At 41.6% G+C, this 14,862-nt stretch carries 18 protein-coding genes; 10 read left to right on the forward strand and 8 right to left on the reverse strand.

Annotated features, from left to right (window positions below):
* Window positions 1-114: 114 nt before the first annotated feature.
* Window positions 115-660, reverse strand: a complete 546-nt coding sequence (locus AC1XUO_RS00915) for an NUDIX hydrolase (RefSeq protein WP_483327878.1) — start codon at window positions 658-660, stop codon at window positions 115-117.
* Window positions 661-735: 75 nt separating this feature from the next.
* On the opposite strand from AC1XUO_RS00915, the gene AC1XUO_RS00920 reads away from it, so the two are divergent.
* Window positions 736-1,632: a DUF2911 domain-containing protein gene (locus AC1XUO_RS00920; RefSeq protein WP_483327879.1), complete on the forward strand. Its 897-nt coding sequence runs from the start codon at window positions 736-738 to the stop codon at window positions 1,630-1,632.
* A 75-nt stretch (window positions 1,633-1,707) separates the two neighbouring features.
* Here the strand turns inward: AC1XUO_RS00920 and AC1XUO_RS00925 are convergent, their stop codons facing one another.
* From AC1XUO_RS00925 to AC1XUO_RS00935, 3 genes are read right to left on the reverse strand one after another with little or no spacing between them, the layout of a single operon-like run.
* Window positions 1,708-2,319, reverse strand: a complete 612-nt coding sequence (locus AC1XUO_RS00925) for a trimeric intracellular cation channel family protein (RefSeq protein ID WP_483327880.1) — start codon at window positions 2,317-2,319, stop codon at window positions 1,708-1,710.
* Between the two features lie 11 nt (window positions 2,320-2,330).
* Window positions 2,331-3,152, reverse strand: coding sequence for a thymidylate synthase (locus tag AC1XUO_RS00930; RefSeq protein ID WP_483327881.1), 822 nt, complete (start codon window positions 3,150-3,152; stop codon window positions 2,331-2,333).
* A 48-nt stretch (window positions 3,153-3,200) separates the two neighbouring features.
* Entirely contained in the window at window positions 3,201-3,629 is a 429-nt protein-coding gene (locus AC1XUO_RS00935) for an OsmC family protein (protein ID WP_483327882.1), read from the reverse strand.
* 169 nt (window positions 3,630-3,798) lie between these two features.
* Here AC1XUO_RS00935 and AC1XUO_RS00940 point away from each other — a divergent pair, with 169 nt between their 5' ends.
* The 7 genes from AC1XUO_RS00940 to AC1XUO_RS00970 all read left to right on the forward strand — a co-directional run bounded on the left by AC1XUO_RS00940 (window position 3,799) and on the right by AC1XUO_RS00970 (window position 8,088).
* Window positions 3,799-4,230 (forward strand): hypothetical protein, encoded by a 432-nt coding sequence (locus tag AC1XUO_RS00940; protein ID WP_483327883.1) that lies wholly within the window; start codon window positions 3,799-3,801, stop codon window positions 4,228-4,230.
* 28 nt (window positions 4,231-4,258) lie between these two features.
* Window positions 4,259-4,501, forward strand: coding sequence for a 4a-hydroxytetrahydrobiopterin dehydratase (locus AC1XUO_RS00945; protein WP_483327884.1), 243 nt, complete (start codon window positions 4,259-4,261; stop codon window positions 4,499-4,501).
* Between the two features lie 75 nt (window positions 4,502-4,576).
* Complete coding sequence (gene rsmI, locus AC1XUO_RS00950; protein ID WP_483327885.1) at window positions 4,577-5,284, forward strand: 16S rRNA (cytidine(1402)-2'-O)-methyltransferase; 708 nt, start codon at window positions 4,577-4,579, stop codon at window positions 5,282-5,284.
* A 40-nt stretch (window positions 5,285-5,324) separates the two neighbouring features.
* On the forward strand, window positions 5,325-6,536 hold the full coding sequence (locus AC1XUO_RS00955) for an Lnb N-terminal periplasmic domain-containing protein (RefSeq protein ID WP_483327886.1): 1,212 nt from the start codon (window positions 5,325-5,327) through the stop codon (window positions 6,534-6,536).
* Window positions 6,537-6,543: 7 nt separating this feature from the next.
* On the forward strand, window positions 6,544-7,335 hold the full coding sequence (locus tag AC1XUO_RS00960) for an inositol monophosphatase family protein (RefSeq protein ID WP_483327887.1): 792 nt from the start codon (window positions 6,544-6,546) through the stop codon (window positions 7,333-7,335).
* A gap of 61 nt (window positions 7,336-7,396) precedes the next feature.
* Window positions 7,397-7,933 carry a YfiT family bacillithiol transferase gene (locus tag AC1XUO_RS00965; protein WP_483327888.1) on the forward strand — a complete coding sequence of 179 codons (537 nt, stop codon included), beginning with the start codon at window positions 7,397-7,399 and terminating at the stop codon, window positions 7,931-7,933.
* A gap of 17 nt (window positions 7,934-7,950) precedes the next feature.
* On the forward strand, window positions 7,951-8,088 hold the full coding sequence (locus AC1XUO_RS00970; RefSeq protein ID WP_483327889.1) for a FeoB-associated Cys-rich membrane protein: 138 nt from the start codon (window positions 7,951-7,953) through the stop codon (window positions 8,086-8,088).
* A 52-nt stretch (window positions 8,089-8,140) separates the two neighbouring features.
* Here AC1XUO_RS00970 and acs read toward each other — a convergent pair whose 3' ends face one another.
* Window positions 8,141-10,030 (reverse strand): acetate--CoA ligase, encoded by a 1,890-nt coding sequence (gene acs, locus AC1XUO_RS00975; RefSeq protein WP_483327890.1) that lies wholly within the window; start codon window positions 10,028-10,030, stop codon window positions 8,141-8,143.
* Window positions 10,031-10,278: 248 nt separating this feature from the next.
* Between acs and AC1XUO_RS00980 the strand changes: the two genes are divergently transcribed.
* Both AC1XUO_RS00980 and AC1XUO_RS00985 read left to right on the forward strand, forming a co-directional pair.
* On the forward strand, window positions 10,279-11,499 hold the full coding sequence (locus AC1XUO_RS00980; RefSeq protein WP_483327891.1) for a THUMP-like domain-containing protein: 1,221 nt from the start codon (window positions 10,279-10,281) through the stop codon (window positions 11,497-11,499).
* A 37-nt stretch (window positions 11,500-11,536) separates the two neighbouring features.
* Window positions 11,537-12,175 (forward strand): hypothetical protein, encoded by a 639-nt coding sequence (locus AC1XUO_RS00985; RefSeq protein ID WP_483327892.1) that lies wholly within the window; start codon window positions 11,537-11,539, stop codon window positions 12,173-12,175.
* A 69-nt stretch (window positions 12,176-12,244) separates the two neighbouring features.
* On the opposite strand, the gene AC1XUO_RS00990 is transcribed toward AC1XUO_RS00985, so the two are convergent.
* The 3 genes from AC1XUO_RS00990 to AC1XUO_RS01000 form a co-directional block, all read right to left on the reverse strand.
* Window positions 12,245-12,925, reverse strand: coding sequence for a helix-turn-helix domain-containing protein (locus AC1XUO_RS00990; protein WP_483327893.1), 681 nt, complete (start codon window positions 12,923-12,925; stop codon window positions 12,245-12,247).
* 144 nt (window positions 12,926-13,069) lie between these two features.
* A complete protein-coding gene (locus tag AC1XUO_RS00995; protein ID WP_483327894.1) occupies window positions 13,070-13,423 on the reverse strand; it encodes an ArsC family reductase in 354 nt (117 codons plus the stop codon).
* 27 nt (window positions 13,424-13,450) lie between these two features.
* Entirely contained in the window at window positions 13,451-14,848 is a 1,398-nt protein-coding gene (locus AC1XUO_RS01000; protein ID WP_483327895.1) for a dicarboxylate/amino acid:cation symporter, read from the reverse strand.
* Window positions 14,849-14,862 lie beyond the last annotated feature (14 nt).

The following is a 14,862-nucleotide window of genomic DNA, read 5'->3' on the forward strand; positions in this document are numbered from 1 at the left end:
TGGTTCGAAAAACTGGTCTAGCTACAAGAAGAGCGATATTGGCGATCTTTTAAATTACGAAGTGAAAGGATATGACTTCTAACAAACCTGGTCTAGTTGTATTATCAACTAATCCTAATTTTCACTCGAAACCGTCTTCCGTACCATTCGCATCAGCGACTCTGATTTATTATACTTTTCAACTTCATCGATCGGTATCCAGCGAACATCTTTTGATTCAATATTAATGATGAGTTCATCTTCGGGATTGGCTTCGAAAACAAAACGGATATCATAATGGTTGTGGGCAGGATCCTTAGAATTTGCCGGAATTAAATGTACATCCACATCAAAAATTCCTTCCTGCGCCAAAGTAAATTTACTAACACCAGTTTCTTCTTCCACTTCTTTCGAAGCTACATGAAGCACATCAGGGTCTCCGTCACAATGACCACCCGGCTGAAACCAGCGGTCGAGTTTACGATGATGCATCAATAAAACCTGTTTCCTGTCTGACGAGACTATCCAGCCGGAAGCTGTTACATGCCCAATCTGGAGTGTCCTTTCGAAACAATCCGGATTTTCGTTCACAAATTTCTGAGTTTCAAGATACATTTTCTGCTCCTCGGAATCGATCGGCGTATAGGCATTTAACAAGGAAAATAAATTGCTTCGTTTCATTAATAGGCTATCTGATTATTTCATTCTAATTTCACCACAAGTTTAACAGTTCAATAAACAAAGAGCATTATTAAAATGAAAAAGTATTTATTATCCTTCTCGTTTGCAGTTATTGTCGCAACTGCTTCCGTGGCGCAACGCACACCTCAGCCAAGTCCTGGCGCAAGTATCGTTCAGGCAGTTGGAATTACTGATTTCACAGTTAAATATTCTCGTCCCGGCATCAAAGGAAGAAGCGTTTTTGCAGAAAGTTCCCCTCTTGCCCCGACCGGAAAAATCTGGCGCACGGGTGCAAATCAGGCAACGACATTCGAATCTTCAACCGATTTTACGTTTGGTGATAAAAAAGTACCCGCTGGAAAATATGCATTATATTCTATCCCTGACAAAGCTAAATGGGTAGTTATCCTGAACAAAGACGTGAACAGCAGTTCGGAAACGTATAAGGAAAGCGAAGACGTTGCGCGCGTCGATGTTTCGCCATTGGCCGGTGAGTTTAAGGAATCATTTGAAATTAATTTTTCCAATTTATCGGATAGTTCAGCGACTTTGAACATCGATTGGGCTGCTGTAAAAGTGCCTGTGAAAATTTCTGTTTCCACACATCAACTAACTTTGGCTTCGTTAGACAGAGCCGTTCAGGACAAACCGGAAGATCTTCAGACACTTCAAAGCGCGGCTGGATATTTGTTATCTAAGAATCACGATCTGCCAAAAGCACTGGCCTTGACGGATAAAGCAATCGGTTTGAAGGAAACCTGGTCAAATCTTTGGACAAAAGCGCAAATCCTGGATCGTTTGGGAAGAACAGCAGCGGCTTTGCCGTTGGCTCAAAAAGCATTGACAGTGGGAGCGGCAGCTCCAGACGGCGCTTACAATTTTTATAAAACCCAAATTGAAAAAGCCATAACAGATATGCAGGCCAAACTCCCTGCAACGCCGGCAGCCAAAGGGAAAAAGAAGAAAAAATAAGGTTTAGTTCAATACCAAAAACGCTCGATTCTGAAAAGAACCGAGCGTTTTTGTTTTAATATCAAATCAATAAAATTAGGAACGAAAGAATTTTGGCACGGACCATTGATTACGTACCGCCAAAATCCTGATCACGATAATAACTAAGGAAGCTGCGATAAACGCCGTGTTTCGCTCCGCTCCTACTTTATCGAGCACTAGATAACAAACTGCACCAGCCAGACAAGCAGTGGCGTAAACTTCTTTTCTGTAAATAATCGGGATTTCGTTATTCATCATATCCCGCACAACTCCGCCCATGATGGCCGTAAAAACCCCCATAATGGCTGCAATTTCAGGCCTCACGCCAAGGTGCAAAGCCTTTTCAGTACCAACAATGGTGAATAAGGCAATTCCACAGGTATCGAATAAAAAAAGCGTTCTACGTAATTTGATCAGATATTTGTAAAAAATAAAAGTGGTAATAATTCCTGCCAATATGGCATAAAGAATGGTTATATCACTGATCCAGACTAATGGATAACTTCCCAATAAAACATCCCGCATTGTTCCTCCCCCTATTGAACACAGAAACGCTGTAAAACTGGCCCCAAACCAGTCCTGATGCTGCTGATCTTTTACAGAAAGAGCGCCGGAAATGGCAAATGCAAATGTTCCGACGATCTCTAAAATATACTGGATACTCATTTTCTAATCCGTTAAACGGCGACAGGTGCTTTGATACCTGGCCATGGATTGTAGTTTTCCAGAGAAAAATCCTCAAATTCAAAATCAAATACACTTTTTACCTCAGGGTTGAGCACCATCTGAGGCAACGGACGAAATTCGCGGCTGAGCTGCAATTCCACCTGTTCCAGATGGTTCACATAAATATGTGTGTCACCGCCGGTCCATACAAAATCCCCCAGATCAAGGTCACATTCCTGTGCGATCATCATCGTCAGTAACGCGTAACTTGCAATGTTAAATGGAACGCCTAAAAACACATCCGCACTTCGCTGGTAAAGTTGACAAGACAATTTTCCTTTTGTTTCCCCGGCTACCAAATCCGGAGGTGCAACGTAAAACTGGAACAAGGCGTGGCAAGGTTGAAGTTTCATCATCGAAAGCTCCGATGGATTCCAGGCAGAAACGATGATTCTACGCGAATCAGGGCTATTTTTTAACAGGTGAAGGATTTCCTTCAATTGGTCGAAAGATTTCCCGTTCGCGCCTTCCCAGCTCCTCCATTGTTTTCCATACACTGGTCCAAGATCACCGCGCTCGTCGGCCCACTCGTCCCAGATCGAAACACCGTGGTCTTTCAAATATTTGATATTGGTATCACCTTTCAAAAACCACAACAGTTCATAGATGATCGACTTGGTATGCACTTTTTTGGTCGTAACAAGCGGAAATCCATCTTTCAGATTGAAACGCATTTGATAACCAAACACACTGATCGTGCCCGTTCCGGTGCGGTCCGTTTTACGAACTCCGTTTTCAAGAATATGACGAAGTAAATCGTGGTATTGCTGCATGTTTTAAATATTGTCCGGGAAAACCTTCCCGTGTTTTTAATCTGTTAGTTATACCGTCGCAATTTCAACGCTGTGCGTAATCTTTGCCAGCGGTTCAAGCTGCGCCGTAGCTGAACAATACTTTTCAAGGGATAACGTAATAGCACGATCAATTTTTTTCTCATCCAGATCATTACCGACAAATTTATATGTCAGATGGATATTTCGGAAGGGGCTGCGTTTTGTTCCTTCTTCTTCCACCCGATCCCCGTCAGCGGTCATCCGAAAATCAGTGATATCCTGCTTTTGTTTTTTAAGAATCAAAACGACATCAATGGCACTGCAGCTCGCCAATCCCATGAGCAGCAACTCCATTGGCCTGACACCAAGATTATGTCCTCCGATTTCAGGAGATCCATCGGTATTTACTTTCACTTCTGACGATCCTGTGCCTTCAAAATGAAATGCATCATTCACGCGAACCAGTTCTACTTTCATAATAATTTTAATTGATTCTCTGTTGCTTATTCAGATTATAATGTTCTGACGGATATTACAACTTAAAAGTTCAAATATACTGGATCGTAGCCGAAACGGCTATTTCCCGGAAAAATTTAAAATGAGCGTTTAAGCTAGTATATTCGTTCATCTAATGATTTTACTACTCATGCATAGAACAAATATTATTCTGCTTTTCGTTTTACTTTTCGCTTTTAACTGTAAAAGTGATAAAGATCAGGCGGCACCAGAAATTGATAATGAACTTGTAAATAATGACTTAACGGGATCTTATGAAGGATATAAAACCTTTAATAAATCTCAGACAGATTCTGTTGCGGTATCGATTAAAGTTGAGAAAAATACTGAGACAAAATATACAGTGACGGAAACCCGGCCTTTCGCCCATTATTTCAGTATTGATCTGACCGGATTAAATTTTACTTATGACCGCGGAACTGGTGAAGACGACTGCGGTGCTACGAAAATGACCGGGAATGGTTATTTTAAAGACCGTAGCCTATATTTTATCGAAACTACTGACTGCATAAAAGCGAATTTTCCTGACGAACACGTCGAATACCGTGTTTTAAAAAACTAAATATTCACTAAAGTAAACTACTAAAACCATGTGGAAAGAAGAAGATGATAAATTAAAACGTACTTTCGTTTTTAAGGATTTTAACGCTGCCTTTGCATTCATGACGAAAGTAGCCGCTGTTGCCGATCGTCTGGATCATCATCCCTGGTGGTCAAATGCTTATAATAAGGTTGAATTTGAGCTTTCAACACATGATGCAGGAGATAAAGTAACGGAAAAAGACAAACATCTGGCAGAATCAATCGATGCGATTTACGCGGACATGGTTTAAAGCTTTTTGTCCCGATTCCTGACTGTCGGATAGAAAGATCTGTCGCCTCGGTCGTATTATAACAAAAAATATTAAATGAAACTTTACATAGTACCTACGCCAATTGGCAACCTTGAAGATATTACCCTTCGTGCAATCAATGTGTTAAAAAGTGTGGATGTCGTATTGGCGGAAGACACCAGAACTTCCGGTTCACTGCTAAAACATCTGGGCATCAGTAAACCCATGCACAGCTACCACATTCACAATGAACACCAGAGTATTACCCGAATTATCGAAAGAATGCTGAAAGGTGAAACGATGGCGCTGGTTTCCGACGCGGGAACCCCGGCGGTATCTGATCCGGGTTTTTTATTGGTAAGGGAATGTATCAAATATGGCGTCACGGTTGAATGTTTACCTGGCCCGACTGCTTTTGTTCCGGCTTTGGTGAATTCAGGATTGCCAAGCGACAGGTTCACTTTTGAAGGATTTTTACCACATAAAAAAGGAAGACAAACACGATTGCAAAATCTGGTCAATGAAGACAGGACGATGATATTCTATGAGTCTCCGCACCGTTTGCTAAAAGCCTTGCAGCAATTTTCAGAATATTTCGGCCCCGACAGACAGGCCTGTGTGAGCCGTGAACTTACCAAAATTTATGAGGAAAATGTCAGAGGAACGGTTCAGGAAATCATAACCTATTTTTCAGAAAAAACAGTAAAAGGCGAAATCGTGATCATTGTCGGCGGAAAACCTGACGAGAAGAAAAAATCTTCAGATTACGATGATGAAAATTGATATGAAAAATTTGAAACCCTCTATAAAAAATTACGATCGGATGACCTTACATTCCGCTACTGTTTTGTTAAAAAAGACAGCCTTTTGTTTCGCACTTATTTTTGCGCTCACTATTTCTTGTAAAAAAACTTTCGCACAATTTGGTACGCTGAGCCCTCAGGCCAAAATAAGTTTGGTTACGATAGGTCCCGGACAAGAATTGTATTCAGGATTTGGCCACAGCGTATTATGGATTTACGATCCTGTCACTGGCCTGGACAACGCCTATAATTATGGAACGTTCAGCTTTAAGGAAGGCAATTTTTATGTGAAATTTTTGAGAGGAACTTTGCCCTATACACTTTCCGTCGCTCCGTTGACACAGCAGGCTCCGTATTGGCAGGAAGAAAACCGTTCAATCAAAGAGCAGGTTTTAAATCTGTCGCCGAGCCAGAAACAGAAATTGTATAATGTTCTCGAAACCAATTATCTGCCACAAAACAGAAAATATCAGTACAAATTTTTCTATGACAATTGTTCAACCCGGATGGTTGATGTCCTGAAAGCCGCGGTCGGCGATAGTTTACAGTTTCCGGGATATACCAAAGATACACTCAGCTTCCGCCAATGGATCGACAGGTATGCATTCAAGCAGAAACCCTGGTCAGATTTTGGGATGGATCTTGCAATCGGTGCACCTTCGGACGACATCGCCACGCCAGCCCAGGCGACTTTTTTGCCTGATAATTTAAGTAGTGCTTTTGACGATTCTAAAATTAAAGTGGGCGATCAGTTCGTGCCGCTGGTTGCATCGACCAGAGATCTGTTTGTTGCCGCCCCAGTGACCGAAAAGGAATGGCTCACGCCGATGGTTTTCTTCTGGACGCTGGCTGTATTGGTTTTAGCATATACCTATTATCAGACAAAAAAAGAACAGGTCAGCTTTACATTCGATAAAATTCTTTTTACTATTGTTGGCTTGGTCGGCTGGCTGATTTTACTGCTTTGGTTTGGAACAAATCACGGCGTGACAACCTGGAATTATGACATACTTTGGGCATTTCCGCTTTGGCTGCCGCTCATTTGGTATATCTCAGAAAATAAAAAACCGGTATGGTTTCAGTTTGTTCTGATCATTTATGCTGTGATGGTTATGGCCGCGACCGCTAATTTGGTAAAACATAATTTCGTAGTTATCCCGATATTGCTTATCATCATTATCAGGATTTATTACATGAATAATTCACTTTCTAAAATCCCGCAAAAAGGATAGTACACGCATGGATCTGGAATTGCTCACAAGAGAAACCATTGAAATTGTAAAACAGGCCTCCGCGTTTATCCAACGTGAAGCCAAATCTTTTTCACGAGAAAAAATTGAGTATAAAGATTTAAATAACCTTGTTTCCTACGTTGACAAAGAAGCAGAAAAATTGCTGGTTGCCGGGTTAAGCAAATTATTACCGGAAGCCAGTTTTATCACCGAGGAAGGAACCACCGGAATTGAACCCGATCCGGAAGCACTCAACTGGATTATTGACCCACTGGATGGAACGACAAATTTCATTCACGGAATTCCGGTTTACTGCGTCAGTGTCGGACTTGCGAAGGGCAAGGAATTGCTCGCAGGCGTAATTCATGAACCCAGCCTTGATGAAATTTTTTATGGATGGAAAGACGGTGGTGCCTGGTGTAATGGCGTCAAAATGCACGTTTCGAAGGTGACATCGTTACAGGAAAGTCTGATCGCGACCGGATTTCCGTATTATAAATTTGAAAAGCAAAAACGCTATATGTACATTCTTGAACTGCTTATGCAAAAAACGCATGGCATAAGGAGAATGGGGGCAGCAGCGGTAGATCTGGCTTATGTTGCCGCAGGACGTTTTGACGGGTTTTATGAATATAATCTCAATTCCTGGGATATGGCCGCAGGTGTTCTGCTGATCAAAGAAGCTGGCGGCACGGTAACTGATTTTAACGGAGGAGACAATTATCTTTTTGGCGGTGATATTATCGCAGCAGCAGGCGGACACGCCGAGCTGGTCGCCACGATTAAAGAGAATTTCTAAATTCTATTTATTTTTTAGTAGCCCAGTTTCGAGGCTATTTTCACCACAAAATGACATAACCATGGAACTTGAACAATTACGTTTTCCGATCGGCCGATTCACAGCCAAGGAAAGCTATACACCAGCTGAAATAAAAACCAATATTCAGATTATCAGTGCTTTGCCATCTAAATTCATTAATCTCCTGGGCGGCTGGGACAATGATAAGTACAATACCCCATATCGTCCTGATGGCTGGACAGTTCGCCAGCTTGTACATCATGTTGCAGATAGCCACATGAATGCATATACAAGATTTCGGTTGGCGCTAACTGAAGACAATCCAACGATTAAACCCTATGAAGAAGCGCTTTGGGCTGAACTGCCGGATGCAAAAGAAGCGCCTGTGGAATTGTCGTTGCAGTTGCTGCGTTATATTCATTTGCGCTGGGTATTATTGCTAAACTCATTAAGCGATGCGGATCTTGCGCGGACTTATGTACACCCGGCCAATCAGAGTGTTAACCGCCTGGATGCGGTTATTGCCAATTACGCATGGCACAGCGAGCACCACTATCAGCATGCTTTTCAGTTGGCGGCACGGAACAATTGGTCTTAAATATCTGTTTTTAATACATGATACAGCAACTGATTATTTTCGTACTATTTCTTGGAGCAACGGGCTACGTCGGATGGAAAATCTGGAAATCGTTCGATAGCAGCAGTGGATGCAGCAAAGGCTGCGGATGCAGTACCGATAAAAAAATAGCTTAAAGTATGGCAGATTATTCAGAGTAAAACTCCAAAATAATCTGCCATTTATATTTTACAAAGCACCTGCTTTGATTTCCTCAACAACGTTTGGATCCAGTAAAGTCGAAGTATCGCCCAGACTTCCCATTTCTCCTTCTGCAACTTTTCTCAAAATACGACGCATAATTTTTCCTGACCGCGTTTTTGGCAAACCTGCGACAAACTGGATTTTATCCGGTTTGGCGATTGGCCCGATCAGCCTTGATACGGTCGCCGCTATATCCTTACGCATCATTTCAGGATCGTCAGGTCTGTTTTCTGTAATAATGTAGGCATAAATTCCCTGACCTTTTATTTCATGCGGATAACCGACAACAGCTGATTCAACAACGCCAAGGTGCATATTAATGGCATTCTCAACTTCTGCGGTCCCAATACGGTGTCCGGAAACATTCATTACGTCATCGACACGGCCGGTGATTCGATAATATCCATCCGCATCGCGCAAACATCCGTCACCTGTAAAATACATTCCGGGATAGGTTGAAAAATACGTTTGTTTACAACGGTCATGATCTCCGTAGGTCGTTCTGATAATTCCCGGCCATGGAAATCTGATACAAAGATTCCCGTTCACATCGTTACCTTCAATAATTTCGCCCTTCTCATCAACCAAAACCGGTTGAATACCTGGTAGTGGCAAAGTTGCGTAGGTAGGCTTTTCAGGTGTGACACCGGCCAGTGATGAAATCATAATCCCGCCGGTTTCTGTCTGCCACCAGGTATCTACCAGCGGACAAAGCCCCTTTCCGATATTATTTTTAAACCAATGCCAGGCCTCTTCGTTGATCGGCTCCCCAACAGAACCAAGTTTTCTCAGAGATGACAGATCGAAGTCTTTTACATAAGATAAACCAAAACTCATCAGCGAACGAATCGCGGTCGGAGCCGTATACAAAATATTCACTTTGTGTTTTGCAACAATCTGCCAGAAACGGCCAGCATCCGGATAAGTCGGAACACCTTCAAAAATCAAAGATGTGGCTCCATAACAAAGCGGTCCGTAAACGATATAACTATGTCCGGTAATCCAGCCTATGTCGGCTGTACAAAAATGAATTTCACCTGGCTCATATTGGAAAACATTAGCAAAAGTATAGGTTGCGAAAACCATATACCCGCCGATTGTATGCACAACCCCTTTCGGTTTTCCGGTAGACCCGGAAGTATATAAAATAAAAAGTGTATCCTCTGCATCCATCGGCTCAGCGGGACAAACAGAATCTACTGTTTTTACCTCTTCTTCCCACCACAAATCGCGGCCTTTCAGCATCGAAACCGGTGTGCGGGTACGAGTCATGACAATTACGTTTTTGACCGTTTTACATAGATCCAACGCATTATCAACGGTCTCCTTCATCGGTATCACCTTTTGACCGCGATACGATCCATCGGAAGTGATCACCATGGTACATTCCGCGTCATTGATACGATCGGCAATGGATTTTGCAGAAAAACCACCAAAAACAACCGAATGAACTGCTCCGATACGTGCGCAGGCAAGTACTGCAATGGTAAGCTCCGGAACCATCGGCAGATAGATGCATATTCTGTCCCCTTTTTTCACGCCATGTTTTTTCAAAACATTGGCAAAGCGACAAACACGATCGTGCAAAAGGTTGTACGTTATTGTTACCGACGGGTCATCCGGATCATTTGGCTCCCAGATAATGGCAGGCTGATCTCCCTTTTCGGCCAGGTGCCGATCCAGCGCATTTTCGGTGATGTTAAGCTGACCGCCCTCAAACCATTTTATGCTTGCTTCGGAGAAATCTCCGCTTAAAACTTTTTTCCATGGTTTGCGCCATTGAAATTGCTGGCCGACTTCGGCCCAATAACCTTCGGGATCGTCCACACTTTGCTGGTAGGCAACCTGATACTCTTCAAAGGTCTTAATTCTCATGATTAAAAAAGGTTAACTTAGGAAATTGCTATAATAACCGACAATTTATAATTTTCATTTGGTTCGTCCAACTTAAAACAAAACTGAATCATTTGACCGATAGGCCTGAAAAAGATCAGAATTAGCATATATCCCTCTGATTCAAAGGGATCTAGGTGAGGGCATGATTAAAGACGAACTTTTATAAATAAAAAAAGAGTACTTTCGGGTATTAAAACAGGACTTCACTCCTGTTAATGCAGGCACTAATGGACGAGATTTTACTGAATAATAACTTACCCACTATTGGTTTCAGTGAAGCTGAACTTGATTTTATACAAAAATACAAGCAGGAAGATGTAACCAAACTGGTATTGAAATCCGCTCAGTTTAAAGGGCTGGATGTCAAAAAGTTAGCCGCTCAAATTCTTTCACGTCAAAAAGCATCTAAAAAATTACCGGAATGGTCAGCCGTTGAAAAACTGATTTTTCCGCCGGCCTTATCTGTTGAACAGTGTTCTTCGGAAGCAACTGCCAAATATAAATCATCCCTTATTTCCGGAAAAACGCTCGTTGATATCACCGGGGGAATGGGTGTTGATTCTTTTTACCTGAGCAAAAATTTCAAAACAACGCATTATTACGAACAACAGGAAGAGGTTGCGAAGACAGCGTCTTACAATTTCGATTTGCTAAATGCAAAAGGCATTTCTGTTCATCATCAGGATTCAATCGCCTCACTTACAAATACAAACGATAAGGTTGACTGGGTTTATGCAGATCCGGCGCGCAGAGATGCCAACAGACAAAAAGTGGTTTTATTATCCGACTGCATGCCCGATATTAAATTTCACTTACCGACTCTATTTGAGCATACGTCTAATATTTTATTAAAAACCTCACCGCTGCTCGATATTGACCTGGCGGCACAGGAGTTGAAATCCGTGAAAGAGATACACGTCATCGGTTACGAACATGAGTGTAAAGAATTACTTTTCAACATTGATAAAAATTTTGAACAAGGGGATCTTGTAATAAAAGCTCAGATCATTAATTCAGAGGGCAGGGTTGTTAGCAGTGTTGCCTTTACCAGAAAACAAGAGCGTGAAGCAGAAATCGAGCTGTGCGAACCACTTGTCTATTTATATGAACCACACCCTGCCGTTTTAAAAGCGGGTGCATTCAAGTATCTCGGTGCTGCTTTCGGAGTAAAAAAACTGGCGGTCCATAGTCACTTGTATACTTCAGAAAAACTCGTGTCCGACTTCCCCGGGCGAATATTTGAAATAATCGGGGTGTCTAAACCTGACGCGAAAGAAATCAATTCTTATGTTACCGACAATAAAGCAAATCTGACCCTTAGAAATTTTCCTGCAAAAATTGATGACCTGAGAAAAAAGTGGCGTCTTAAAGAAGGTGGTAATATCTACCTCTTTGCTACAACACTTTTTAATCAGAAAAAGACAGTAGTTGTAACAAAAAAACTATAAATGTCTATTCAATTTTTGACTTTAAATTTTTAAGAAAATGAAACTTCGAATTCGTTCAATCATCGCCGTTGCGCTGTTATTGACTACAATTTCATTAAGTGCCCAAACGATTTCTCCGGGCAAACAAACGATTGATAAACAGGAATATTTCGGTTTAAATCTGAATCAGAATATTGCTGAAAAGTATCTCAGCAAATATTGGGAAAGTTATCTCGACAGATTCGGTAAGGTGAAGAGCAAACGCGGGATTTACAGCATTGAAAAAGCATCCATCCCGTCCATATCCAATGCGCCGGTTCAGCTTACGAGCCATATTAATTCGGGAAAAGATCTTTCGCAGGTATTCCTGGCTCTCTATGTCAATGGGCAATATGTTACCAATGCCTCAGATGAGACCTATAAAAATGCAGAAAGTATTTTAAAAGATTTCTCGGATTATGCAGGAGTACGGGAAGAGGCACGTGTGGCTGATGAAATTTTCACAACCTCCGAAAAAAGTTATCAGAAACAAATCAAGGATAATGACAACACTACGAAAGAAATAGAAAAAACGGAAAAGAAACTCATCGAAATGCGCGCCGAACTGGAAAAGAAAAAACTGGAAGCAGATAATTCGTTGATTGATCTGCAGAATAAACAAAAAACCTTGGAAGCCGCGCGGAGCCGTGTTAAATAAATATCTCTGACATCATAATTGAAGAGTGAGGCCGGCAACAGTCTCACTCATTTTTTTGCATGATCAAAACTAAATAAGATCAAAAGCCCTGGCATATTCGGCGAAGTCGTAATAGGAACTGATCGAAAGTTTTCGCTTGATATTTTTCCGGTGAGCGTCTACTGTTGCCGAGGCAATATGTAATTTCTCGCCTATGTCAGGAGAGCTGTGCCCCAGCGCAACCATTTTCAAAATTTCCTTCTCTCTTTTGCCCAGCACAGAAAATTTCTGATAGTTATTCCTGAGAAAATTATTCTCTTTCAAAAGTCGCTCAGCCTTGGAGGGCATGTGTTTCATGTCATCTATCGCCGTTGCCGTTGTTATCATCAGAAACGGAGCTCCATTTTCGTCCTGCAGGAATATTCTGGTAGCACTGATATACCAGGCCCAGTCCACGCGATCTTTATGTTTTACCTGCTGTAAGTAAGAAAGATTCTGATCCGGATTGTTTACAAGCAGCAAGTTTCTGAATTTCGGCCAGTATTCTTCAGAATCATCGATATTGAAAAATCGGTGTTGGTATTCTGTTTTTATTTCCTGCAATTCCAATAATGTAAGACCAAGTAATTCCAATCCTTTCGGAGACATATACAATACCGAGAAATCTACTATTTTCTGGATGACAACAATGACAGGAAGTTGGTCGGCTATTGTGTCAATGGCTTGCACACGATCAGCAACCAAGCCTTCAAAGGAATTGTTAAGCTGCATTTGTTAGGGAGGTTAGGTTACATGGTAAAGAGATATATCACAAATTATACTATCAATTTCTTGTTCCATGTGTTTTTATAGCAAAAAAATAGCGGACAGCAATAATACTGTCCGCCAGAGCAAATGTTTAAAACTTTCAGTTAATTACAAGAAAATTTCTTCATATTCTTTTTCTAAAAAACCCAGCGCGACTGCTCTACCGGAAGCATCTTCTACAAGCGGTCTTTTGATGACCGAATTTTTTGACATCATCAGAACCGTTGCCGACTGTTCATCTATCACAGTTGCCTTTTCTTCGTCAGACAACTGCTTCCAGGTAGTTCCGGCCTTATTAACCAGTTTTTCCCAGGGATAATATGGAAACCAGCTATTAATTTTTTCAGCACTTATGCCTTTCTTTTTGTAATCATGAAAGGTATAAGAAATACCCTTCTCGTCCAGCCAGGTTTTTGCCTTTTTTACCGTGTTGCAGTTTGGAATTCCGTATACAATGAACATGTTTTTTTTGTCAATTAATAATCAAAATCAGGCAGCAATAACTTCCTCCTCTACCACCTTGTCTGACAACTGCATTTTCTCATCATCAAGTTCCCCTTCCCAACGCGCGATCACAGCCGTAGCAAGGCAATTTCCGGTTACGTTCGTAGAAGTACGCGCCATATCCATAAGCTCATCAATACCCATTAAAAGCAACACCGGCCACTCAGGCATTCCGAAGTTTGCAATCGCCCCAAGTAAGATTACCAATGTCGCACGAGGGATCCCGGCTACACCTTTACTGGTTAACATCAATAAGAAAACCATGGAAAGCTGCTGTCCTACTGACATTTCTGTCCCGGTAGCCTGCGCAACAAATACAGTGGCCAAAGAAAGATAAAGTGTAGATCCATCGAGGTTGAAACTATATCCTGTCGGCATAACGAAGGAAACAATTTGACGCGGAACACCAAATTTCTCCATTTTTTCCATCGCTTTCGGCAAGGCAGATTCTGAGCTCGTTGTGGCAAAAGCGATTGAAACCGGTTCAAAAATATTTTTAACAAATTTTATAATCGGAATACGCGCAAACAACATGATCGGAACAAATACCAGCAAAATAAAAGCAGCAAGTGCACAATAAAGTGTTGCAAGCATCAACGCAAGATTTCTTAACACATCAATACCCATGTGACCAACTGTCTCAGCAATAGCGGCACCTACACCAATCGGAGCAAAAAGCATGATGATCTTTGTAAATTTGAACATCACTTCCGCCAGTGTTTCGATTCCCGCAACAAATTTCTCCTTCTTAACTGCCGGTATCAAAGCAAGACTTATCCCAAAAAGCACACTGAACACAACCACCTGAAGAACCTCTCCGTGGTAAATTGATTTGGCAATATTTTCAGGAAATGAATGGACAATAATATCCTGCCAGGTTTGGTCGGCAACTTTTGGAAGTGCAGCGTTCAGGTTTGCAGGGGGAATAATTCCGGCACCCGGTTTGAACCAGTTAGCGAAAAACAAACCGATTAAAAGCGCAAATGTGGTAACAACCTCAAAATACACCAGTGATTTCCAACCCATACGCCCAACTTGCTTCAAGTCTGAATGACCTGCGATACCTGTTACCAAAGTCGCAAAAAGAAGCGGCGCGATGACCGTTTTGATCATTTGAAGGAAAATCTGTCTCAGAAAGTGAAGACCTGTTCCGATTTCAGGGAAATCATATCCGATTTCTGTTCCGACAACCATGGAAATAAGAATGGAGGTCGTTAAATTTCTTTTGATAACTGCAAAAACGATCAGTCCTGCTATCGCTGTCCAACGAAGCGCTACTAAAATGTCTGTTGAAATGGAAATAATCTGATAGGCATTAAGTACTGTGGCAAGCGCAGCAATCGTGATAAGAGCCAGATTTACAATAGTAATTTTGTTCTTCATAAAAGAATTTTGGA

Source organism: Dyadobacter sp. HNCC25DJ186 (assembly GCF_056895235.1).